This is a genomic window from Spongiibacter sp., from assembly GCF_984394615.1.
This window is the reverse complement of record NZ_CFHTQA010000041.1, coordinates 1-23,625: the sequence shown is the minus strand read 5'-3', so window position 1 is coordinate 23,625 and position 23,625 is coordinate 1. Positions and strand designations below refer to the sequence as shown.

The following is a 23,625-nucleotide window of genomic DNA, read 5'->3' as shown; positions in this document are numbered from 1 at the left end:
GCGCTGCCGAGTGAGCCCCTGCAAAGGCGACTTAAAACGTGTCCGGCCGCAGCATGGCGTCATGACCACCGTCGACAAACACGATCGATCCGGTCATGTAGTCCGCTCCGGGGCCGAGCAAAAACTCAACAACGCTGGCAATTTGCTCTGGCTGCCCCACCTTGCCCAGCGGCACACTGTCACCAAAATCCTTCATCACCTGCCCCAGCTCCGGATCGGCCAGCACTTTGTCGCTCAGCGGCGTCTGCACAATACCCGGCGCCACGGCGTTAATGCGCAGCCCCCGGCGGGCGAGATCGCCGCTCTGGCGTCGCAACCAGCAGCAGATGCCATGCTTGGAGCCCGCGTAGGCCGAGTGTGTATCGCGGCTATCCGCCAGCTCACAGGCCGCCTCTTCGTCGCCCGCCAGCAGCAGATCAATATAGTCGTTGTGCTCAATCATCGGCGCGGAGTTCGAGGCAATCATCACAATGCGGCCACTGCGTTTTTCCAGCAAGTCCAGCAAACCCTCTGTCATCGTAGTCGCGGCAAAGTAATTGATGCGGGTGATCAGCGATGGCGGTCGCACCGACGGCCCCACCCCCGCGCAGGGGATAAATCCGTCGAGCCCCTCCGGGCAACGCTGGCGAATACCGTCAACAGCGCGCTGACGCCCCGCGTAGTCGCTCAGGTCTGCGCAGATGTCAGCGTCTTTCAGGTCAACGACAACGACCTTATGTCCTGCGGTTTGAAGGGTCTTGCGAATCGCGGCGCCAATTCCGGTGGCGCCGCCGCTCATGGCATAGGTAGCCATTGCTGTTCTCCTCGTTTTTATTATCAATGTGAGAGTTGCGTGTATCGGGAAGCGACAGCCGTCTCTCAGCCGCTGGCAATTAACCCGCGTTTGCTGCGCTCGTATTTACTGGCCGGCGTGTTGACGACATCCTTCAGACGCTCTGCACGAGCCGCTCGCTCACGCTGCGCCGGGTCCGCTTCGCCGTAAAGGGTATTGCGCTGACGCGGAGAGCGCGACATGGCGCGGATGCGCGCGTCCATCTCAGCCGGACCGACTTCCTCGCCGTGGCTGGCACCTGCCGCACGGGTAATGGTTTCGTTCATCAGCGTGCCACCCAGATCATTGGCGCCCGCATTGAGGCAGGCCAACACCCCGGCCTCACCCATTTTCACCCAGGACGCCTGAATATTGTCGATCAGGCCATGCAACACCAGCCGGGCCACCGCATGCATCAACAGCGATTCACGGAACGTCGGGCCACGACGCGCGTTACCCTTCAGATAAATCGGCGATTCGCTGGCCACAAAGGGCAGTGGCACCAACTCGGTAAAGCCGCCACTGCGGGCCTGCAGGTCGCGAATGGCCAGCAGGTGTCGTGCCCAGTGCTGATAACCATCAACGTGGCCGAACATAATGGTCGCGGTCGTCGGCAGCCCCACCCCGTGCGCGGTTTCCATTACCGTCAGCCACTGCTGAGTATTGATTTTGTCGGGGCACAATACCGCTCGCACCTCGTCGTCCAGTACCTCGGCAGCCGTGCCCGGCAGGCTGTTCAGGCCCGCGGCCTTGAGTTGACGCAGGAATTCCTCCAACGGCAGACCCAGGGTCTCAGCGCCCAGCCACACCTCCAGCGGAGAAAACGCGTGGATGTGCATATCGGGTGAGGCCGCTCGCAGCGTGGCCAGAATATCCAGATAGGTTTGCCCGGTGTACTCGGGGTGAATCCCGCCCTGCATGCAGACTTCTGTCGCGCCACGCTGCCAAGCTTCATCGGCTCGCCGGGCGATTTCTTCCGCACTCAGGTCGTAGGGCCGCCCGCGCAGATTCTCACTGAGCTTGCCCTTGGAAAAGGCGCAGAACTGACACTTGAAGTAACAGACATTGGTGTAGTTGATATTGCGATTCACGACATAGCTGACGGTATCGCCGCACACTTGCTGGCGAAGCCGGTCCGCACTGCGACAGACGGCCGCAAAATCATCGCCGCGCGCAGCAAAAAGTTGAACAATCTCGTCTTCGTCAAGGCGCTCTCCGGCTTCGGCACGGCGCAGAATCGCCGCGATCGGACGGCTGGCCGCCACGCGCTCTTTACGCAGCAGCGCCATGTCGCTGTCGGGCGCCGAATCACTCTGTCCGGTGAGCCAGTCGTCAACTCTGGGCATCCCCTGTCCATCAACCGCCTGCAACAGGCGGGGTCGCAAGGCCTTATCCAGCCAGCGCTCGGCATCGCGAATATAGCGGGGATATATTGTCAGTCGCTCCTGAAGCAGCTTGCCACTCAAGGCCGTTTCCTTCGCCAGCCGCTCCACATGGGGCCAAGGCGCCTCGGGATTGACGAAGTCAGGGGTGACCGGTGATACCCCGCCCCAGTCATTGATTCCCGCCGCCACGATCTGTGGCAATACGCCGGGGCTGAGATTCGGCGGCGCCTGAATACTCATCTCTGCACCGAAGATCAACCGAGCAACGGCGATGGTCCAGAGCAATTCGTCCAGGTCCGGCTCGGGAGCCGAAGCCATTTTGGTATCGGGCTTGGCGCGGAAATTCTGAATAATGATTTCCTGCAGATGGCCATGCTGCTTATGCAGGGCTCTCAAGGCCAGCAGCGACTCAATCCGCTCGCGACGCGTTTCGCCGATACCAATCAAAATCCCGGAGGTGAATGGCACACACGCCCGCCCCGCTCTGGCCAGCGTTTCCAGGCGCACGGCAGGAGCTTTGTCGGGTGACCCGTAGTGCGGCATCCCTTTCTCACAAAGACGCTCCGACGCAGACTCCAGCATAATGCCCATCGATGCCGACACCGGCCGCAGCATGGCAATCTCGTCGTCGGTCATACAGCCCGCATTGATATGCGGCAGCACTGACGTTTCTTCCAGCACCCGCCCGGCAACATGGGCCAGGTATTCCAGCGTCGATGCAAAACCCATTTCCGCCAGCGCCTCACGCGCCGCGCGATAACGCAATTCCGGCTTTTCCCCCAGGGTAAACAGAGCTTCCTTGCAGCCCAGCTTTTCCGCCTCGCGGACCTGCGCCAAGACCTGCTCCACCGGCATATAGGCCTGCTCGATGCGCTTGGGCGTTTTGGCAAAGGTGCAGTAATGGCAGACATCGCGACACAGGTGTGTCAGTGGAATAAAAACCTTGCGGGAGTATGTCACAACGCCGCCGTAGCCGCGGTCGCGAAGCTCACCGGCAACCTCCGCCAGCGCGGCGGTGTCCGAATAGTCAGCCAGCGCCAATGCCTCTGAGTCACTGAGGGCACGCTGCCGGACGGCATCGAGTATGGCGGGCGTGGATGTTGTGCTCATGATCCTTGTTGCTCCCTGTTGAGCAGGTTCGGTTCAGTATTCATTTGCCGCAAACGGCGGGCGATACCACTGCGGTGAAGATAGGCCATCGTCTGTGGCGCACACTCACGGTCCCCCTGACTGACCAGCGTCAACAGGTCGTCACGAGTGTCAATATCTTGCGCCAGGCAGGGGCTTTGCTGCACGTAAAAATGCAAGCCTGCGTACTCGGCTTCCTGTCGGTGGGCATCCAGACTATTTTCGCCGTAGCGCAGCGGGATGCGGCGCTGCAATGGCATTAACACTGCGTTACTGCCGCTGCCGTGACGGTCAGTGGCGATGGCAACCGCGTCGTCAGCATAGCCCTGCAGCGCGCAGAGCTGCTGCAATTCGCTGATATTCAATAACGGCAAGTCGCCGTGCACAATCATCACTCGACTCGGCGCGTCCGCCCGCGAAGCAATGCGGGTGAGCGCAGCCTCCAGCACCGCATTCAGGCCACTGCCCAGTTCGCTTTCGGGCCAGCAGTCGGCGGCAAAATGCTCCGCCAGCAGATGCGCGGCAGGGTCGTCCGAGACCAAAATCAGCCGACGATTTTCAGGCAACGTAGACAGCACGGCCATTACGTCTTCCACCATGTGCTGAAACAGCGCCCGCCGCTCTGCCACACTCAAGCAGCCCGACAGGCGCTGCTTGGCTTTAACAAAATCTTTGAGAGGCAGAAGCAACCACATAGATCAATGCAGCTCCGCTAGCAGGCTCAGGGTATCGACCGCGAGCTGGCGTTTACTGGCCAGATCCCTCATCAGGCTCTGGGCGGTACGACACTGGCGACGGGGATTGGCAATCTGCGCACACTGTTCTCGGTCGCAGTCATCGATAATAAATCCATCAAGCAGATCGCCATAATAGTCCGCCACCGCGGCGGCAGTATTCGGCATATCCAGCTCTTCCATCAGCTTGGCTGCGGGCCCTTTTACCGCGCGCCCGGAAATAATCGGAGAAACGCCAATAACCGGCACACCGGCAGCGGCAATCGCCTCACGACAGCCGCGCAGGGACAGAATCGGATCAATGCTCAAAAACGGATTGGAAGGGCAAATCACAATGCCGGTCAGCGCCGGGTCTGCCAATGCCTCATGGACGGCCGGATTCAGTTCGGCCGCGTCAATGCCCTCGAAAACGATGCGTTCAACTTTCGGCTCGCAGCGCTCACGAACAAAGTATTCCTGGAATGCCAGCTCACCCTGGTCGCTGTGAACCCGCGTTGCCACGCTCTGCTCGGTCATCGGCAGCAAACGGCAGGGGCTGCCCAGACGCTCTGCCAGCGCAGCGGTCACCGCGGTCAGCGATTCCCCTCGGCGCAGGGCCATGGTTCTGAAAAGGTGGGTAGCAAGATCCTGATCACCCAACTGGAACCACTCGTCTCCGGTCAGGCGCCGCATGGCAACCATGGTACGCCAGCTCTCGTCGCGCAGCCCCCAGCCACGCTCTTCGTCATTCAGGTCCGCGAGGGCGTAAAGAATCGAGTCGATATCGGGGCAGATGCGCAGGTCCCAGTAGTCGAAATCGTCGGCCGTATTCGCAACCACGGTCAGTTGATCGGGCGCCAGACATTCAGCGAGTCCTCTGGCCAGCTTGGCCCCGCCGACGCCACCGCTGAGCGCAACAATTTTCCCGGAAAAAGCCTGCATCAGCGGAACATGTCCTTATCTCGATCGCGCAACAGTGCGGCCGATCCCTGCTCGGCGGGACGCAATTTGGCACCGCGCATCAGCACAACGGGACTGCCCTCGTCAGCCTGTCCCATGACGTAGGACGCCGCCGCCGCCAATTCATCGGCCACCGCAATTTCGGTGACTTCGAGGACACGGCCATACAGGTCGCGATCACCGATACGGTTCTCGACCACCTCGAAGCCCGCTGTTCCCAGCGCAAAGCCGATTGTGCCGTGACGCCAGGCGCGCCCGGCGCTGTCGTTAATGATGACGGCAACATTCACGCCGCACTGCTCGGCCAGATAGCGCCGCAGCGCCGCAGCGCTGGCGTCGGGGTCCAGCGGCAACAGGAGTACCTGCGGATCATCCTCACTGCCGGGAATATTGGACTTATCGATACCGGCATTGGCCTGCACGACACCGTGGCGGGTTTCCACAATCACCACGCCAGGCCGAGCTCTAAGGATCTCGCGAGACTCACGCAACAACAGTTCCATCTGACGAGGATCTTTGTCGCAGCGCTCGGCCAGCTCTCTCGCCTGCTCTCCGGGTTCAACCTCGGCCAGCCGTGCATAGCGACCTTCGGCTTTGGAGACAATTTTCTGTGCCAGCACCAGTACATCGCCGTCCTGCAATGACAAGCCATTGTCGTCCAGGCAGCGAAGAATCTGTGCACCGAGCTCATCCCCTGGTTCTACCAGCGGGTAGCCCTGCAAAGCCCAAAGTTGAAGTTGCGAACTGGCCATCGGAGACCTTACTGATCAGTACCGGTCAGCTTGATACCAGCGTGGCACTTGTACTGTTTGTTAATAAAGATAAGCAAGGACGTCATCGCCTCTACCGCCGCTGCATTGGCAATACTGCCTGCATGAAAACCGCGCAGCCCGGCGGCTTCCACCAACTCAATGACCGCAGCACGGGCGTCTTTACTGTCGCCGCACACCAGCACGTCACAATCCAGTTCTGACCCTTCCTGAAGGTGCACTGCCGCCACATTCTGGAAGGCGGAAACCACCTGCACGCCCTCACCGAGAATCTGCTGGGCAATCTGGCCGGCAGAACCTTCCTCGGGCAATTGCACGCGCGCAACCTTCGGCGGCACCAACGGCACGGTCACATCAATCAGAATTTTACCCTGCAATGCATTTTTCAGCAATTCCAAGGTATCGCGCTGGTGAGCAAAAGGAACCGTCAGTGCAGCGATGTCCGCCGCCTCGGCGGCAGCCAGATTATCCATGGCCTCCACATTGACCGCATCAACGCCGCGCTCGGCCATCAGCGCCTTCAATTCGGCAACCGCCTGCTCGGCCTTTTCCTGAGTCCGAGAACCGATGATGACCCGGTAGCCCGCCTGCGCCCAGCGCCGCGCCAAACCCGTACCCAGATTGCCTGTACCGCCAAGAATCGCTATCACCGAATGCGTAGACATAAATACCACCTTGTTATGATTGCTATAGCGCGGCGCCAAGTCATCTTGAAGCCACCACGCGCGATAAAGTCGAGCTAGTGTAACCACAGCCCCTGTGGGCGAACACTGACAAAACGAGTCAAATGCTTAGATAAATACGACCATATTAAAGCATGGGCTAACACGCTAAACTGTCGCCCGCGAAAAAACGCAGAAAATCGCCCGATTTAAAGAGGCGACATTAGAACATAATTCTCATCACGACAGCGAACGAGGTAGGTAAGCGGCAATGCAAAGCGCACTGGATTTTTCGGGTAAGGTAGTCATTGTTACAGGGGGCGGAAAAGGCGTTGGTAAAGGGATAAGCGAACGCTTCCTTGAGGCCGGTGCCGATGTCGCCATCTGCGGCCGTTCCGAACCGGAAGGCCTGCCCACAGCCAACGGTCGCACTGCATTTTTCAGAGCTCTGGACGTCCGGGACCCCGATGCCGTTCAGGCTTTTGTCAATGAAGTCGCCGAACACTTTGGCCGCATCGATGTTCTGGTGAATAACGCTGGCGGCGCGCCCTTTGCCGACGCCGCCACCGCGTCACCACGCTTCTCGGAGTCCATTGTTCGCCTGAATCTACTCGCGCCACTGTTTTTTGCCCAAGCCTGCAATGCGGTTATGCAACAACAGCAAAGCGGCGGCAGCATTGTGAACATCGCCTCAGTCAGTGCCCAACGCCCCTCTCCGGGCACCGCTGCCTATGGCGCCGCGAAGGCGGGACTGATGAATCTCGGCACGTCGCTCGCCGTGGAGTGGGCACCCAAGGTTCGTTGTAACACGATTATTGCCGGACTGATTCGTACCGAGCAGTCGCACCTTCACTACGGCGATGAAGAAGGCATCGCGGCTGTCGGACGGACCATACCGCTGGGACGCATGGCCGTGCCGCAGGATATTGCCGATGCCTGTCTGTTCCTCGCCAGCGATATGGCCAGCTACATTAGCGGAGCCTCGCTGACCGTCCATGGCGGTGGTGAAAAACCCGCCTTTCTGGACGCCGCGAACGTCGACAAGAAATAAGCCAAAACGCGGTGCCGCTCCCTGCGGCGCCGCTTATAAAACCCGTACGATCTTGAGCGTATTGGTGTGATTGTCGACACCAATCTGATCACCCATCGTCATCAGAATCAGATCGCCCGCCGCCACATGGCCTCTTGCCTTCAGCTCTTCCACACAATCCTCGGTCGTCACCCCTGCTTCCGGACTGGCAACGGCAAAGACACCGCGATACAGACTGACGCGATTGCAGGTGCTTTCATTGCGACTGAAGGCAAAAATAGGTATCCCTGAGGTTAGCCGCGACATCAACAACACCGTTCGGCCGGTTTCCGTCAGCGACACAATGGCCTTAACCCCCTGCTGATGGTTGGCGGCATAAACGGCGCTCATGGCCAGCGTCTCTTCAACCGAATCGAAGCTGCGCTCCAGTCGATAACTGGATTTTCGAGCGGAGGGATAGCGCTCTGCGCCCTCACAGTTTCTGGCCATCGCCTTGACCGTTTCCACCGGGTATTTCCCGGCTGCGGTCTCGGCAGACAACATCACCGCATCGGTGCCGTCGAGCACCGCGTTAGCCACATCAAAGACCTCTGCACGGGTCGGGATGGGATTACTGATCATCGACTCCATCATCTGCGTGGCCGTGATAACCGGCCGATTCAAGCGTCGCGCACGTTTGATAATATGCTTCTGCAAACCAATCAGACTGGCATCACCAATTTCAACACCCAAATCGCCGCGCGCCACCATGACTCCGTCGCAGGCGCGAATCAGCTCATCCAGATGCTCTTCTTCCGCAACCGCTTCAGCGCGTTCAATCTTCCCGATGATTTGGGCAAAGCACCCCGCCTTCTGCAATTTGTCACGCGCATCGGCGATATCAGCAGCACTGCTTGGAAAGGAAATGGCGATGAAATCCAGATCCATACCGGCGGCATGTTCAATATCCTGAAGATCTTTTTCGGTCAACGCGGGTGCTGACAGACCACCCCCCAGACGATTGATGCCCTTGCGCGAACGCAGTGTGCCACTGCTTTCCGAACGACAGAGAACGGCCTCACCCTTCACGTCGAGCACCGACAACTGAAAGCGACCATCATCAATCAACAGGGTATCGCCCGGTGCAACAGATCTCGCCAACGGCTCGTAGTCGACCCCCAGATGTTGCTTGTCACCCTCGCCATCAGCCAGCTGCGTATCCAGCCACAGCTCATCGCCCTCGGCGATCTCCACCGCGTCACCCGCCAGCTTGCGCAGGCGAATCTTGGGCCCCTGCAGGTCGCCGAGAATGGCCACATAACAGCCCTGCTCATGAGCCAGCGTACGCAGCATTTCACAGCGGGCTTTATGTTCCTCAGCGGAACCGTGGGAAAAATTTAAGCGAAAGACATTGACCCCGGCACGGATCATGGCGCGAAGGATATCGGCAGAATCGGAGGCCGGGCCAACAGTAGCAACAATTTTTGTGCGACGCATAGTAGACTCGTAGTGACCAGTGAGGAAGGCGGGCTCTTCGTCCCGTTTCCGCTATGGTACACCGCAACACGTCAGGCTTCGACGCCCGAGCGCGGAGATTGGCGTATTGCTCAGTCCATGACTGAGGCTTCGCGTCCCCTGATGGCAGGCCCCGTTGTGGCATCATCGATACTGCCGCGCAGCAGAATGACCTCGACGCGACGGTTGCGTGCGCGGCCTTCGGCCGTATCGTTGGTATCAATCGGTCGCGTATCAGCATGTCCGGCCAGACGGAAATAGCTGGCGGAACGCCCGCTGACTTCTACGATGCGTTCCAGCACCGTCGCCGCACGCGCCGCCGACAGCTCCCAGTTGGAATGGAAGCGCTGGTTGTAGATGGGTAATTTATCCGTGTGCCCGGCAATGACGACGTGGCCGCCAATATCCTCGACCAAAACCGCGATCTTATTGATAACGGGCAAAAAGTCGCGATCCATGTCTGCGCTGCCAGAGGGGAAAGACCCTGTCTCCCGAATCCGGATCGTAATGACCCGTTCACCGTCATCGTCGACTTCCACCAGCCCTTCCTGAATTTCCACCGCCAGATGCTCTTTGACCTTTTCCAGGTCTTCGGCCAGGTCTTCCTCCGTAATCGCCATTTCCTCATTCAACGGCACTTCCGCAAAGGAACGCATATCGATGGCCGCTTCCTGACGCACCTGATTTTCTATCGTTGGTTTGGGCTGCCCCGGACTGAAATCCCGGGCAATAATGCTGGTGCCGATCGGCGGACTGAAGGCAGGCACTTCCCGCTGCACCCCAAAAGCGTCGCGCATGGAACCCGACAGCTCCTTGAATTTCTGCTTGTCCATTTCCGAGAATGAAAACAGCAGTACGAAGAAGGCCAGCAACAACGACATCAGGTCAGCGAAGGTCAATACCCACGCCGGGGCGCCAGCGGAAGCCTTTTTCGTAGGCGCGTCGCTCACTACGCCTCCTCGGCCTTCTCGAGTTCGCGCTTGTTATCAGGCAGGTAGGTGACCAGCAGCGATTCCAGTACTCGCGGATTCAAGCCTTCCTGAATGCCGTCCACGGCCTCGAGAATCAGGTGGCGATTGCGACGCTCCTCCTGCGTGCGGAAGGCGAGCTTATCCGCCATCGGCAGGGCGACCGCATTGGCCAGCACCGCGCCATACAAGGTGGTCAACAGCGCCACCGCCATCGCGGGGCCGATGGCCTTGGGGTCTGACATATTGGACATCATCTGCACCAGACCGACCAGCGTACCGATCATGCCCATGGCCGGCGCGGAGTCGCCAAAGCCCCGGAAGATCGCTTCGCCCATTTCCTGGCGCTCAATGGTCAGGTTGATTTCCTTGTTGAGCAGGCGCTTGACGAACTCCGGGTCGTGGCCATCAATCGCCATCTGTACGCCCTTGTTCAGAAACTCGTTGCTGATTTCACGAGACTCCAAGCCCAGCAACCCTTCTTTGCGGGCAATACCCGCCAGCTCCACACACTCGGCAATCAGCGTTTGTGAACTGGTGGGTTTGTGGAAAAAGGCCCGCGAGGCGACCTTGAATGCCCCCAAGGTTTGCTCCAGCGGAAATTTAACCAGGTTGGCAAAGGTTGCCCCGCCGATAACAATCAGGATACTGGGCACATCGACAAAGCCACCGGCACTGCCACCCACAAAGATGGCCGCAATGATGACGCCGAGTGCGCCAAACATTCCCAGTAAGGTTGCTATATCCAAGGTCGTTCTCCGCTGCGCTATTACTGTCCCGACTGCGGGCCTCGTGATTGTTGAATCACTTGCAACTGTTATCGGCAGAAGGCCCCGGCAGCTTTAGGATTTTGTGACAGCTTGCTCGGCGAAGCGGTGATTTTCTATACGGGTTTGCCCTTGCTGAGTCCGTGTTCCACCCGCATAAAAACGAAAAAACCCGGCACAAGGCCGGGTTTCAGCAACGCGGAATTTACCGACTCAGATAAAGAAGTCAGTATTTTCCATACCCAGCGACACGCCACCAAAGTTGCGCGCGAAACTGGTGGGGTTATTCGCCACGTGAGCGCGTGCGGTATGCACATCGCGGAAACGTTGCTGGATCTCGCTATCGTTAAATACCGAGTGACCACCCGCGACTTCAAACAGCGAGTCGATGATCTGGATGCTCTTGGTAATGACCAGCGACGCCTGGTAGCGATAACGTACGCGATCTTCCAGAGGAATCGCCTCGCCACGCTCAACCTGATCCATCATCACATCGAAATTGCGCAGCAGGATCGCTTCCATTTCGTCGATGCCGTTCTGGGCCGCAGCGATGCGCTCAACGACCTGTGTGTCGCCTGCCAGCTTGGTCGGATCACCACTGGCCTTATTCAGTACCGCGTGCTTGTAGAGATCAACCGTTGCCTTACAGGCGCCAATGGCTGGTGTAGACACCACGCGAATAAAGCTCTGTGCCCAGGGCAGGCGGTACAGCGGCGCATCATTAACCGCCAGACCGGGGTTGGTGCCCGCAAAGCCATCGCTCTGCTTGTGCGTCATGTAATCGGGTACGAACACGTCGTCGACCACAATGTCATTACTGCCGGTACCTTCCAGCCCCATGGAATGCCAGGTATCGACAATCTCGTAATCGCTTTTGGGGATCAGGAAGGTACGGTAGCCTTCACCCGGAATAATACCGCCAAGCAGTACCCAGGTGCAGTGATCGCTGCCGCTTGACCAGCCCCAGCGACCGCTGAAGCGGAAGCCGCCTTCAACCGGCGTCACTTTACCCATCGGCGCATAGGACGAAGACACGCGCGTGTGAATGGATTCGTTCCACACCGCCTGCTGAGCGCGGTCATCCATCATCGCCAGCTGCAGGGCGTGAACCGCGATAATACCGCTGGCCCAGGCCGTAGACATGCAGGCCTCGGCAATGGCGATCTGCATTTTGAAGAATTCCTGGGGGCGCATTTCCAGGCCGCCGTAGCGCTTGGGCTGCAGCGCGAGGAAAAAGCCGATGTCCTGCAGCGCATCAATAGACGCCTGCGGGACTTTACGCTCTTTGCGCGTCTGTGGCGCACGCTCACGGAATACGGGCTGCAGCTCTTTAATGGCCGCCATCATGGTGTCGAAATTATTGGTCGCGTTGCTTTCGCTCGCAGCTACTGCGCTCATCGCCGCTCTCCTGTTCTTTTACGTCTATGTTCGTTAGTGCTTCATCTACCCATTATTACGGTTAGCGATGAGCAAAGGATTCATGGTCCGGCAATCACTCGCCGGGCATATTGAATTTGTGGCCCCACAGGCTTGGCAGCGTGGTCACGGTGGGCGTGAAATCATCCCAATCCACCTGCAGGCCGCCAGTGCCGAATTCCATGGCGAAACCGGTTGGGGTCGCCATATAGAACGACAACATGCGGTCGTTGGTGTGACGCCCCAGCGTTGACACAATGGGAATCCCCGCCGCTTCTACGCGATCAAGGCAATAGCCCACTTCGTCGGTTTCCAGCACCTCCAACATCAGGTGCACACAACCCACAGGATTATTGGCATCTTCGTACAGCGCAAGACTGTGGTGACGCGGGTTGTTCACGTGCATGAAGTGCAGCCCCTGACCGGGGTCGTTGGGCTCCGGCGAAAAATGGAAGTGCATGTAATCGCTGTCACCAAAGCCGAGTACATTCTTGTAGAACTGATGCGTCTCGGCGAGCTTGGCAGCGGGCAATACCGCATGACCCAGGCCCATATCGCCGTTAAACCCGGTTTCAAAGCCGCTGATCCCCAGCGGCGACATGAACTTGGCAAAATCCAGCTCACCGCCCCAGTAAAGCTCCAGCTCATTCCCCGAAGGATCTTTCAGCAGGATCAGCTCACGGACTTTGCGAGCCTGTGCCAGCGCGCTGTCACCTTCTTCAAAAGCAATTCCGGCAGCGCTGAGCGTCTGCTTGGCGTCGGCAAAGTCCTCGCGGTCTCGCAATTCCCAGCCACAGCGCTGAAGGCGCTCTTGCTCGCCTTTCACAATGGCAAAGCGGAACGGCCGCTCATCCAGCTTGAGATAAACATTGCCATCATCCGGCATGTTCGGGGCAGGCATCAGACCGAGAATATCCCGGCCGTACTCCAGCCACTTTGTCGGATCAGCCGATTCAATTACTACGTAGCCCAGGCTGCGTACATCCATGGAAAATTCCTGCTTATCGTATTTATTGACTATGGTTATTCAGTAACGGCGCTGGGGCTGACCGAAGTCAGCCGTTGCGAATCGCGTAATCCACGGTATATTCCCGCAGCTCGTTGAACTGCTCGGGGACGTCGGCGCGGTCAACGTAGAACTGGTTGTACCACTGACGCAGACGGTTGATCGGTCCATCGCCGTCGCACAGTACCGGGTTATCGACACGGGTTTTGGTGTGCCAGATGTGCACATCCTGGAAGAAGGCCGTGCGGTTTTGCTCGGTATACTGGCGGGCCATTTCATTGTTTTGCTCGTCAGTCATGCCCGGCATCTTCTTCACTGCAACACCAAAGCGCAGATCAAAGCTGTTGTGATTAATGGGCACATGCGACACCAGCAGGCGAGACTCGACATTCATGCCTTCAACCTGACCGGTCATATAGGTGGTCATGTAGGCGGGGCCGAAATACTTGGCCGTCGATGTCAGTTCACCATCTTCCGCCAGCAGCTCACTGCCACCCGTCAGCACCTGCTCGTAGGTATGCTTGTGAACAATGTTCTTGAACTGGGTGATCGGCGCACCGTGAATGGGGCCGAAGTGAGCCACATCGGCCATATTGTCCACCAGCTCGCGGGAGTTGGTGTTGATGGTCATCAGGTCCATCTGCCAGATGGTCCAATCCGGGCTGAACAGATCGTCGATGCGCGGCGGGCGCTGCTCTTCGATGGGCGGCAAACCTTCGGGGTCGTACCACACGAACAGCAGGTGGTTTTCTTCCATGGTCGGGTAGGAACGAATCACTGCTTTGGGCGGAATGCGTTTGGCATAGGGGATTTCGTCGCAGACGCCATCCGGCCCCCAGCGCCAGGAGTGGAACGGGCAACGCACAGAGTTACCTTCTACACAGCCCTCACTCAAATCTGCGCCCATGTGCGGACAGTAGCCATCGAGAATATGAACTTCGCCATCTTCACCGCGATACGCAACCAGGCGAGTGCCAAAGTAGTTCAATTTTTTCGGGGTGTTATCGAATTCACTGGCCAACCCAAGACAAAACCAACCGCGTGCGTAGCGATCGGGCAACTCTTTTGCCTCAATAATATGGGGCTGACGCTTCATCTGCGCAAGCTCACTCATGACTCTCTCCTCACTGTTATTGGCGCAAGCCCGTTATTTCGGAGCCTGTTATCACGGAAAAAATTCTCACACAGCAACCCATGGTGAGCCATAATCCGTTTAGACGACCGAAAAAATGCTGCAACTTTCTGTTTTTATTGAACTTTTATACTCAACGAAGGAATGAAAAAATTGAATACGCCAAAGCGATGACGGCGCGGCGAACTCCCGCTGCCCTTTTCCTTCCCGCACCGCAAGATTCGGCTCGACAGCCTCCTGCGACACGTTATGCTGGCAGCTCGACATCATCAGGATCGCGACCGTGCCACGGGACTACCAACGTATTGCCACCGCCATTCAGACACTGTCACAGCAACAGGGCCGTGTTTCGCTCGAGCAGCTTGCCGAAGACAGCGGCCTCAGCCCCTGGCATTTTCAGCGGCTATTCTGCCGCTGGGCGGGCATCAGCCCCACCCGCTTTCAACAGTTCATGACGGTACATCGCGCGCAGCAATTGCTGACCGAAGGCCGGCCATTGCTGGATATCAGCGAACAACTCGGCCTGAGCAGCAGCTCTCGCCTGCACAGCCATTTTGTTCGTGTAGAAGGCATGACGCCGGGAGAATTCCGCGCCGGAGGGCGCTCCCTGACCATCGATTGGGGCTGTGGCGATACGCCTTTTGGCCCCGCCTTTATCGCCAGCACCGAGCGCGGCATTTGCAGCCTGTCGTTCGATGCGGCCGATCAGTCATTACGCGCTCTACAACAGCGTTTTCCTGCCGCCCACTATAGAGAAAACCAGTCCGCCGCCGGGAAACGCTTATCTCGCTTTCTGAGACCCGACATACAGCGACCGGTCACAGCTCCGCTCACGCTGCATGTGTTGGCCAGTGATTTTCAGTTACAGGTATGGCGAGCCTTGCTGGAGATTCCACCCGGAGAGCTGCGCAGTTACGGCGCCCTGGCGTCGGCGATCAAGCGGCCCGGCAGCGCCCGTGCTGTAGGGCGCGCCGTGGGCAGCAACCCGGTCGCCGTGCTGATTCCCTGTCACCGGGTGATCCGCGAGAGCGGCGAGTTGGGAGGCTACCGCTGGGGGCTTGAGCGCAAGCGAGCGGTGCTATTGCAGGAGTGTTGCGACGCGCTGACCGACGACGCCGATCAGTCCGCCAGCTGAGCCACGCTTTTCAGAATGAGCCGCACCAGCAAGGTCTGACGACTGACGCCGGTTTTGGAGAATATCGAGCGCAGATGGGTACGGGCCGTATTGCGGCTCATTCCCAGCGCTTCCGAGGCTTCATCGAGACTGAGTCCATCGGCCAGCAACAGCGACAATTGTGCCTCGGTCGGCGTGAAACCAAAGAGTTGGATGATGATGTTGACCGGTGCCTCAGCGCCGTATTCAGGGTCGCTGATAAAAATCGCCACCGTCGGCACTGACAGGCCCTCTGACCATTCCCCTGAGGGCACGGGCCGGACGATTACCCCCAAATCGGCAAAGTCGCCTTCACGGGGCACGCGCATCGCCTCAACCACCGCAGGCTCATCGCTGTCGCGTCGCTCGAGAATATGATTGATCAGGCCCTGCAACTTCTTGGTGGTCGCCTGATCACCGAGAATGAGGTAGCCATCTTCGATTTTGACTTCCGGCTCTCTTGCAACCAGATTCTTCGCCATATTATTACAGCTCAGCAGGCGGCCATTTTCATCGAGGATAATGGTCGCCAGCGACAGGCTCTCTACCGCACCGGCATACAGGTCTCGCTCCGACTCCACGATATTCATGCGTACATGCAGACGCAGCGCACGTTCCAGATGGGGCACCAGTGCATATATAAGGTCGCGATCCTGCTGGTCAAACATCGGGGCATTCTGACTGCGCGCCACGCGCAGGCCCGCCTTGATTTCACCCGGCACATGCAGATCGACACCGAGTGCGTCATACAGGCCGGTCGGCTTCAGGCAGAGGACATACAACTCACTTTCGAACCAGTCATCGTGGGACACCAGTTCCATCAGGCTTTTAACTTCGCCCGGTTTCAGCGACAGAAACGGGTCCATGGCGAACAGGCGTTCCTGATAGCGATCCAAGCCTTCAACCGTGCTGCCACCGACCACTCGCAACAAACCGCGCCCCTGCTCCGAGGGCGGATTGAGTACCAGCGTGACCGACACCGCTCCCATAATCTGCTGCAACTCAGAGAGAAAGCCCTGCCAGGGCTCTTCTTCCATCGGGCCCTGATAGACACTGGCCAGCAGGCGGTCAAACTTCGGATCAATTAGCATGGTCAGATCGACGAACCTTATTATGTTTTCAGGACGCCAGTATACCCGAGATACCCAAAGGAAAAAGGCCTCGCAAGCGAGGCCCATAAGGAGAGGAGTTAGAGGCTTAAATCAGGCCGCGCTCTTTGGCCATATCCAGCGCCAGATCTTCGATCATGTCTTCCTGACCGCCCACTGTGCGGCGCTGTCCCAGTTCGACCAGAATATCCCGCGCCGACACGCCGTATTTGGCTTCCGCGCGCTTGGCGAACAGCAGGAACGATGAATAAACACCGGCATAACCCAAGGTCAGCGAGTCGCGGTCGATACGGATCGGGTGATCCATAATCGGCGTCACGCGGTCTTCGGCCACATCCATGATCTTGTACAGATCGATACCGTGATCCGCTCCCATGCGGTCCAGCACCGCCACCAGGACTTCCAGCGGCGTATTACCGGCGCCGGCGCCCAAGCCGGCAACAGAGCCATCGATGCGGTTAGCACCGGCTTCCACTGCCACCAGCGAGTTCATCACGCCCAGGCTGAGGTTGTGGTGGGCGTGGAAACCCAGTTCGGTTTCCGGCTTCAGCTCGCGGCGCAGCAGCGCAATGCGCTCTTGAACCTGATCCGGCAGCATGTAACCGGCAGAATCGGTGCAATAAATACAGTTGGCGCCATAGGACTCCATCAACTTGGCCTGCACCACAATTTCTTCGGCGCTGATCATATGGGTCATCATCAGGAAGCCAACGGTATCCAGGCCCATTTCACTGGCCATACCAATGTGCTGTTCAGACACATCGGCCTCAGTGCAGTGAGTGGCTACACGAATCGTGCTAACGCCCAGGTCCGCCGCCATTTTCAGGTGGTCAACCGTACCGATGCCGGGCAGCAACAATGCAGAAATCTTGGCGTTGTTCACCGCACCAACAACCGCTTTCAGGTACTCCTCGTCGCTGTGCGCGGGAAACCCGTAGTTCACCGAAGCGCCGCCCAGACCATCGCCGTGCGTCACTTCAATCAGCGGCATACCGGCCTGATCCAGGCCCGAGGCGATGCTGACCATTTCGTCTAGCGAGATCTGGTGACGCTTGGCGTGCATCCCATCGCGCAGACACATATCGTGCAGAACGACTTTTTTACCTTCTAAATTCATCGTTGTCCCCTCAGGCAGCCGATGGTGAGAAACGGCCTGCCAGAATTTCTTCGGCAAACATCTCTGCGGTGCGCAGTGCCGCCGCAGTCATAATATCCAGGTTACCAGCGTACTTCGGCAGGAAGTCACCCAGGCCCTCAACCTCCATGAACATCGACACACGATTGCCATCGAAGATCGGCCCATTTTTCAGTCGGTAACCGGGCACGTATTTCTGCACCTCTGCGACCATATCGTCCACGGACTTGCGAATGGCCTCCTGATCGGGCTCGCCCTCGGTGAGACAGTGGATAGTGTCGCGCATGATCAGCGGCGGCTCAGCCGGATTGATGACGATAATCGCCTTGCCTTTGCTGGCACCACCGATTTTTTCCACAGCGCCTGCCGTGGTACGGGTGAACTCATCGATATTTTTGCGAGTGCCGGGGCCGACAGATTTGGAGCTGACGGTTGCCACGATTTCACCGTAGTTGACCGGCTGCACGCGGGACACGGCGGCAACCATCGGAATCGTTGCCTGACCGCCGCAGGTCACCATGTTTACGTTCATCACCTTTTCGGCCACGGCGTCTTTCAGATTGACCGGTGGTACGCAGTAAGGACCAATTGCGGCAGGCGTCAAATCCACCATCAGCGCGCCCTGCTCGTTCACCTTGCGCGAATTCTCCGCGTGAACATAGGCTGAGGTCGCGTCGAAGCAAATCTGTACGCCGTCTTCACGCATGGTGGCCAACATGCCGTCCACGCCCTCAGAGGTCACTTTTAAGCCCATTTCCTTGGCACGTGCCAAGCCCGGAGAGTCAGGATCAACCCCAACCATCCACACAGGTTCGATCAGCTCGGAGCGCATTGCTTTCATCAACAGGTCTGTGCCGATATTGCCCGGCCCGATGATGGCCGCGCGGATTTTTTCAGCCATAGGATTTCTCACTGTCAGTCAGGCGCGTCGCGCCCGGAAATAAATTACGTTGTGCCCCCACAGAGGCGGTCTATCTGAGCACGATCAGACGAAGCTGATCTCAGCACTGCCAATGCCTTCCAGTTCCATGCGCAGGCTGTCGCCCGCTTGCACCGGCTCAAGCGGCACCAGTGAACCGGACAAAATGACCTCGCCCGCCTTGAACGGAATACCGAAGCGGCCCAGCGTATTCGCCAACCAGGCAACGGCTGTCAGCGGATTGCCCTGCACCGCCTCGCCCAGTCCCTCGCTGAGAAACTCGCCGTTCTTCCACACCTTGATTTTCAGCGCTGGCAAATCAAACGCCTTGGGGTCGGCTTCGGTCTCACCCAGCACGTACACACCGCAGGAGGCGTTGTCGGCTACGGTGTCTTGAATGGCAATCTTCCAGTTGTCGATACGCGAATCGACAATTTCGAAACAGGGCATGATGCAGTCAGTGGCATCCAGTACATCGGCTTCTGTCACACCCGGTCCCTGCAAATCCTTCTTCAAGCGAAAACCGATTTCCGCCTCCGCGCGCGGCTGAATCAGATGGCCAGCCACGGGTACCGCAGCACCGTTTTCAAAGGTCATGGCGTCCGTCAGAAAGCCGAAATCCGGCTGGTGTACGCCGAGCATTTCCTGCACAACCTTGCTGGTTACACCAATTTTTTTACCGACCACTTTCTCCCCGTCCGCTTCGCGGCGTCGCAGCATACGCAGGGAAATATAGTAGGCGTCGTCGATGGTGATATCGGGCTCGCGGGCGGTCAGCGGTGCAATACTCTGCTGCGTACGCAGCGCGTCATACAATTCGTCGCCCAGGGCGTCGATACGTGAACTGTCCATAAATTATCCGTTCTGCAAAAAGTCGAGGGTCTGGCGATTGAACAGCTCACGGTGCTCCACCATGACCCAGTGCCCGCACTGAGAAACCAGGGTCAGGCGGATATCGGGAATCCCTTTCGCCAGCTTCATAATGCCGGTCTCCGGCATCATTTTTTCATTCACACCCCAGAAGGCCAGCGTCGGGCAGGCTATTTCACCCAAGCGATCGGTCAATTCCGGCACAGTCATTGTCGTAATAACCTGGCTGTTCTGCTGCTGGAAAATACCCCAGCGCTCACTGACAAGCTGCGCGTCTACCACGCTGTCGTCATAAACCAGCCCCCGCCGGATAAAGTCCTCGAGACGCTCTGGGGCCATTGGCCCCGAGGTAAAGACCTCTTTCATCACCTGCATGCCGGGCATGGTGAAGTAGTCGGCCTGCTGCTCCAGACCACCCGGCGCCATCAGAATCAGTTTCTCAACCAGACTGGGATAATCCAGCGTGTACTTGATGGCGATCGCGCCACCCAAGGAATTCCCCACCAGACTGTAGCGTTCCACACCAATTGTCTGCAGCGTCTGGTGAACACACTCCACAAAAAAATCGAGCGGATATTCGACGTCATCGGGTTTGTCGGAATAACCGTAACCAATAAGGTCGGGTACGATCACCCGGTAGCCCTGCTCCACAAACCAGGGGTGGTTGTACTTGAAGTTGCTGTGGCCGCTGGCACCGCTGCCACTGCCATGCAAAAAGACGATAACCGGCCCTTGCCCCTGATCCAGATAGTGGATTCGATGGCCGTTATCCAGATCGGCGTATTGGCCCTCGGGGAGGCCCGCGACTCGTTCGCTCATGCTTGCTCGCCTTTCATTCAGTCAATATTGTTATGCTTTCCAGCCCGCTGAAAACGGCGCTAAACCCTTTTCTTTAAAAGCAAAATTCTATAGAACTGCCCGGCGCGCACTAATCCCCCAAACGGATGACAGCTCTGCGCCGCTTCCACTCACTCCACGACCGCGTCGCTGTAGCTCAGTGGGCCACCCAGCATCGCACGTGGCGACGGAGGACGATTACCGTCGACATCAACCACGCCATACTCTTCTGCCAACTCAGCGGCATAGAACACCCCGCCACTGCGCGCCATTAATGCCTCATCACGATACAGAGCATTGATGACCCTGCCGGGGAATTCAGGAGACTCGGCCATGGCAACCGCATCGGCATACAGCTCGGGCTGCGCCTCAAATACCGCCATGCTGCGTTCGGTTTTCAGCAACCCCATCCACAGCGAGACCACCGCAACGTTGAAAGGGCGGAAATCCACCGCCATATCGTGAGCCATTTTATCCACACCGGCCTTGCCCGCGCCGTAGGCGGGGCCGTGCATATAGCAACCACCACCCGCTGACGAGGTATTGACCACCAGCCCGCGCTCACTGCGGAGCAGTAGCGGTGCCGCGTAGTAGCTGCTGACATAGCTGGAACGGAAGCCGACGTTGAGGATGTCTTGCAGGCCGAGGGGCTTTTCCCAAAATGGCCCTGGCAGGGTCAGACCATCGGGGACCATCAGGGCGTTATTGACGAGAATATCCAGCCTGCCCTGCTCAGTATCAATCTGCTCGAACAGCGCCTTTACCTGCGTGTCATCGCTGTGATCGCAAACGACCGGCACCGCCGTCGCGCCGCGCGCTTCAATCTCTTTAGCCGTGGCAAATACCGTACCCGGCAGCGGTGCGTCGCCTTCTGACTGACTGCGTCCGGTCACGTAGATCACCTGGCCCGGCTCGGCCAATGCCAAAGCAATACCCTTGCCTGCACCACGCGAGGCGCCGGTAACGAGAATAATCTTATTGTCTGTGCTCATCGTTCCACCTGCGATTAGTTTCCAGGCGGCAAGACTGACAGGATTTGGCTCTACTGCCATCACCCAAACTGGCTAGCGACGACGGCAATGCAATGGGGAATATAGGGGCGCTGAGCATCGCCCAGCGCCGTGCTTAGGAGGACTGTTGTTGCTGGGCAGTATTGCCCGGCGCCGGCGAGCCGCCGTCCAGATCAATACGCTCTACATCGACGGCAACGGACATCTGCTGCTGAACACCACCGCCAAAGACAACGCCGCGCAGGGGGGTTACATCGCTGTAGTCACGCCCCCAGGCCGTCGTGATGTGTTTGCCCGCCACCGCGATGCCGTTAGTGGGATCGAAATCAAACCAGCCCACACCCGGCACATACACCGCAAACCAGGCGTGGGAGGCATCGGCGCCCTTCAGCTTTTCCTGTCCCGGCGGCGGCAGGGTTTCCAGATAACCGCTCACGTAGCGCGCCGCAAAACCCATGCTACGCAGCGCGCCAATGGCAAGCTGAGCAAAGTCCTGACAGACACCGCGCTTCTGGGCCATGACTTCATCGAGAGGCGTGGCGATCGTGGAAAAACCGGGGTCGTAGATGAAATCCTTGAAAATACGCTCATTCAGGGTTTGCACCGCACGGATAAACGGCGCGCCATCGGCGAACAGGTCGGCAGCGAATGTTGCCAGCTCTGCACTGGCAATAATCATCGGCGAATCATAGCGGTATTCCACCGCCTCAATATCGTCGGCAAACGCACACTGATCCAGCGCCGCGCGCACCTCGACGCAGCTGGTCGAACTGCTGAACAGGTTGCGTTCAGCGGGGTCGACCTCCACATCGCTATCCACACGCACTTCCAAACGCTTGTGCGGCTCTTCCACATTGAAGCTGAGCAGCGTATTGCCGAAATAGTCCTGGCGATGCTGTTTGATGCTAGGATGAGGGGAAATGGTGACTTCGCTGCGCAACACGCGTTGGACCAGAGTATTTCGCGGAATCAGATAGGCCAGACTGTAGCCCCGACTGACCTGATCGGCATAGTCGTATGCGGTGGTATGACTGACACGGTATTTCATGATGACAGGCGCCCCCCTTGATCCAGCAGCTGCGGCCCCGCGGTATGGTCAAAGTAGCGGTCGGCAATCGCCTGTGCCGTCGCCTTCAAATCTTCTTCCATCGCCAGCAGCAGGGCTTCCAGTTGTACATGGCGACCGTTTTCGACATCGCATTGCGCCAGCTCGCTTGGCTGAGACAGCAGCAGCGTATTGGCCGCTTTGAGCAGACAGCGCCGATCCTGTCCCATCTGCAGGCGAGAATCCGATGCCGACAGGGCTTCCAGATGATGTTGCAGGGAATCCAGTTGGAAGGCCACCGAACGCGGGTTTTCGTGATCGAACAATAACAGCTCCAGCCCTTTCTCCAGCCGGTAGCCGCTGCGGTAATAGCGCTTGTAGACGATCCGCGATTCCAGACTGGCCAGTACCGGCTTCAGCAGGGAAATCGGGCCATCTGCCTCCACCCCCGGCACCAGGGTATGGCGAAGCAGCTCCAGACTTTGCAGGGCGCGCTCAATGCGTCGCCCCATCTCCATAAATCGCCAGGCGCGCGACCGCACCATGCTTTCCTGGCTCAAGCCCGACAGGGCCAGCAAGGTGGTGACGAGAGGATCAAACAGCTCTTCCGGCGCCGACTGCAATTGCCGCGCAAGATGCCGGTTGAGGTAATCCATGCCGTCGCGAATATCATTGATCAGTCGCAGCATGTCGGTCGAAAACAACTCTTTCACACCATCAGCGGCGTGCAGGATCGACTCAAGATTACTGGCGATGCTGCCTATTCGCGCACGATTCGCGACGACATCCAGCAACTCCTGCTCGGGCGCCTGCAGGTTTTCTTCGGTCGTAAAACCCGGATAGGTATCGGTGATGTGTGTGACGGCTTGCAACAGCGTTGTCAGCATCTCCGTTGGGAGCGGCTCAATGCTGTGCAATTCTTCAAAGATGGTTCGCGTCAGGCGCAGCCCCGATTCAGCGCGCTCGGCATAGCGGCCAAACCAGAACAGGTTCTCCACCACCCGGCTGGGCAGACTCAGGCTGCCCTCTGGCCCGCGACTCTGCTCCCCGTCGATATTGCTGATCTGCGCCTCGGGTTCGGAGGCCAGAATCCAGGTGTCCTTGCTGCCCCCCCCGTGGCTGACAATATGCCGGGTGTCAGCCGAGGCACCGACATGCGTCAGCCCACCCGGCATCACACTGTAAGAACTGCCAGCCGCAACGGTGTAGCCGCGCAGCAGCATGGGGCGACTGCCGAGTTTGTCGCCGTCCAATACGGCGGTGTGCGATGGCGCGACCGCATACTGCGCAACATAAGCCTGCGGA

Annotated in this window: 22 protein-coding genes; 2 read left to right on the top strand and 20 right to left on the bottom strand. The window is 58.4% G+C overall.

Annotated features, from left to right (window positions below):
• Nucleotides 1-31: 31 nt before the first annotated feature.
• From AC5DB9_RS13560 to npdG, 6 genes are all read right to left on the bottom strand, one after another.
• On the bottom strand, nucleotides 32-793 hold the full coding sequence (locus AC5DB9_RS13560) for an SDR family oxidoreductase (protein ID WP_272989658.1): 762 nt from the start codon (nucleotides 791-793) through the stop codon (nucleotides 32-34).
• A 65-nt stretch (nucleotides 794-858) separates the two neighbouring features.
• Nucleotides 859-3,306 carry a 5-amino-6-(D-ribitylamino)uracil--L-tyrosine 4-hydroxyphenyl transferase CofH gene (gene cofH / locus AC5DB9_RS13555; protein ID WP_272989656.1) on the bottom strand — a complete coding sequence of 816 codons (2,448 nt, stop codon included), beginning with the start codon at nucleotides 3,304-3,306 and terminating at the stop codon, nucleotides 859-861.
• Complete coding sequence (gene cofC, locus AC5DB9_RS13550) at nucleotides 3,303-4,019, bottom strand: 2-phospho-L-lactate guanylyltransferase (RefSeq protein ID WP_272989652.1); 717 nt, start codon at nucleotides 4,017-4,019, stop codon at nucleotides 3,303-3,305. Before cofC ends, cofH begins: the two co-directional genes overlap by 4 nt.
• Nucleotides 4,020-4,022: 3 nt before the next feature.
• On the bottom strand, nucleotides 4,023-4,979 hold the full coding sequence (gene cofD, locus AC5DB9_RS13545) for a 2-phospho-L-lactate transferase (RefSeq protein ID WP_272989649.1): 957 nt from the start codon (nucleotides 4,977-4,979) through the stop codon (nucleotides 4,023-4,025).
• Nucleotides 4,979-5,749 carry a coenzyme F420-0:L-glutamate ligase gene (cofE, locus tag AC5DB9_RS13540; RefSeq protein WP_022957699.1) on the bottom strand — a complete coding sequence of 257 codons (771 nt, stop codon included), beginning with the start codon at nucleotides 5,747-5,749 and terminating at the stop codon, nucleotides 4,979-4,981. The genes cofD and cofE overlap by 1 nt, the downstream gene beginning before the upstream one ends.
• An 8-nt stretch (nucleotides 5,750-5,757) precedes the next feature.
• A complete protein-coding gene (gene npdG / locus AC5DB9_RS13535) occupies nucleotides 5,758-6,432 on the bottom strand; it encodes an NADPH-dependent F420 reductase (RefSeq protein WP_022957700.1) in 675 nt (224 codons plus the stop codon).
• Between the two features lie 268 nt (nucleotides 6,433-6,700).
• Between npdG and AC5DB9_RS13530 the strand changes: the two genes are divergently transcribed.
• Nucleotides 6,701-7,480, top strand: coding sequence for an SDR family oxidoreductase (locus tag AC5DB9_RS13530; protein WP_272989644.1), 780 nt, complete (start codon nucleotides 6,701-6,703; stop codon nucleotides 7,478-7,480).
• 33 nt (nucleotides 7,481-7,513) lie between these two features.
• Here AC5DB9_RS13530 and pyk read toward each other — a convergent pair whose 3' ends face one another.
• The 6 genes from pyk to AC5DB9_RS13500 all read right to left on the bottom strand — a co-directional run bounded on the left by pyk (nucleotide 7,514) and on the right by AC5DB9_RS13500 (nucleotide 14,224).
• Nucleotides 7,514-8,935, bottom strand: a complete 1,422-nt coding sequence (gene pyk, locus AC5DB9_RS13525) for a pyruvate kinase (protein WP_272989641.1) — start codon at nucleotides 8,933-8,935, stop codon at nucleotides 7,514-7,516.
• A gap of 110 nt (nucleotides 8,936-9,045) precedes the next feature.
• Nucleotides 9,046-9,903: a flagellar motor protein MotB gene (locus tag AC5DB9_RS13520; protein ID WP_272989638.1), complete on the bottom strand. Its 858-nt coding sequence runs from the start codon at nucleotides 9,901-9,903 to the stop codon at nucleotides 9,046-9,048.
• A complete protein-coding gene (gene pomA / locus AC5DB9_RS13515; RefSeq protein ID WP_028968099.1) occupies nucleotides 9,903-10,670 on the bottom strand; it encodes a flagellar motor protein PomA in 768 nt (255 codons plus the stop codon). The genes AC5DB9_RS13520 and pomA overlap by 1 nt, the downstream gene beginning before the upstream one ends.
• A gap of 231 nt (nucleotides 10,671-10,901) precedes the next feature.
• Nucleotides 10,902-12,086 (bottom strand): acyl-CoA dehydrogenase family protein, encoded by a 1,185-nt coding sequence (locus AC5DB9_RS13510; RefSeq protein ID WP_272989634.1) that lies wholly within the window; start codon nucleotides 12,084-12,086, stop codon nucleotides 10,902-10,904.
• 94 nt (nucleotides 12,087-12,180) lie between these two features.
• Nucleotides 12,181-13,092 carry a VOC family protein gene (locus AC5DB9_RS13505; RefSeq protein ID WP_272989632.1) on the bottom strand — a complete coding sequence of 304 codons (912 nt, stop codon included), beginning with the start codon at nucleotides 13,090-13,092 and terminating at the stop codon, nucleotides 12,181-12,183.
• 67 nt (nucleotides 13,093-13,159) lie between these two features.
• Nucleotides 13,160-14,224, bottom strand: a complete 1,065-nt coding sequence (locus tag AC5DB9_RS13500; protein WP_022957707.1) for a 3-ketosteroid-9-alpha-monooxygenase, oxygenase component — start codon at nucleotides 14,222-14,224, stop codon at nucleotides 13,160-13,162.
• A 301-nt stretch (nucleotides 14,225-14,525) separates the two neighbouring features.
• Between AC5DB9_RS13500 and AC5DB9_RS13495 the strand changes: the two genes are divergently transcribed.
• On the top strand, nucleotides 14,526-15,377 hold the full coding sequence (locus AC5DB9_RS13495) for a bifunctional helix-turn-helix domain-containing protein/methylated-DNA--[protein]-cysteine S-methyltransferase (protein WP_272989626.1): 852 nt from the start codon (nucleotides 14,526-14,528) through the stop codon (nucleotides 15,375-15,377).
• Here AC5DB9_RS13495 and AC5DB9_RS13490 read toward each other — a convergent pair.
• From AC5DB9_RS13490 to AC5DB9_RS13455, 8 genes are all read right to left on the bottom strand, one after another.
• Nucleotides 15,362-16,486, bottom strand: a complete 1,125-nt coding sequence (locus tag AC5DB9_RS13490) for a helix-turn-helix transcriptional regulator (RefSeq protein ID WP_037508401.1) — start codon at nucleotides 16,484-16,486, stop codon at nucleotides 15,362-15,364. The two genes, AC5DB9_RS13495 and AC5DB9_RS13490, sit on opposite strands and share 16 nt — an antisense overlap.
• Nucleotides 16,487-16,592: 106 nt before the next feature.
• On the bottom strand, nucleotides 16,593-17,621 hold the full coding sequence (gene dmpG, locus AC5DB9_RS13485) for a 4-hydroxy-2-oxovalerate aldolase (RefSeq protein WP_272989622.1): 1,029 nt from the start codon (nucleotides 17,619-17,621) through the stop codon (nucleotides 16,593-16,595).
• Nucleotides 17,622-17,631: 10 nt separating this feature from the next.
• The gene (locus tag AC5DB9_RS13480; RefSeq protein WP_022957711.1) at nucleotides 17,632-18,540 is read right to left on the bottom strand and encodes an acetaldehyde dehydrogenase (acetylating); all 909 of its coding nucleotides are present in this window, start codon (nucleotides 18,538-18,540) and stop codon (nucleotides 17,632-17,634) included.
• Between the two features lie 84 nt (nucleotides 18,541-18,624).
• Nucleotides 18,625-19,410 carry a fumarylacetoacetate hydrolase family protein gene (locus tag AC5DB9_RS13475; protein ID WP_272989617.1) on the bottom strand — a complete coding sequence of 262 codons (786 nt, stop codon included), beginning with the start codon at nucleotides 19,408-19,410 and terminating at the stop codon, nucleotides 18,625-18,627.
• 3 nt (nucleotides 19,411-19,413) lie between these two features.
• Nucleotides 19,414-20,247, bottom strand: coding sequence for an alpha/beta fold hydrolase (locus AC5DB9_RS13470; RefSeq protein WP_272989614.1), 834 nt, complete (start codon nucleotides 20,245-20,247; stop codon nucleotides 19,414-19,416).
• A 149-nt stretch (nucleotides 20,248-20,396) separates the two neighbouring features.
• The gene (locus AC5DB9_RS13465) at nucleotides 20,397-21,257 is read right to left on the bottom strand and encodes an SDR family NAD(P)-dependent oxidoreductase (protein WP_272989610.1); all 861 of its coding nucleotides are present in this window, start codon (nucleotides 21,255-21,257) and stop codon (nucleotides 20,397-20,399) included.
• A gap of 133 nt (nucleotides 21,258-21,390) precedes the next feature.
• Nucleotides 21,391-22,323, bottom strand: coding sequence for a transglutaminase family protein (locus AC5DB9_RS13460; protein ID WP_272989606.1), 933 nt, complete (start codon nucleotides 22,321-22,323; stop codon nucleotides 21,391-21,393).
• Nucleotides 22,320-23,625, bottom strand: a 1,306-nt coding sequence (locus AC5DB9_RS13455; protein ID WP_491732063.1) for an alpha-E domain-containing protein, incomplete at its 5' end; no start/stop codon positions are given. The genes AC5DB9_RS13460 and AC5DB9_RS13455, both read right to left, overlap by 4 nt.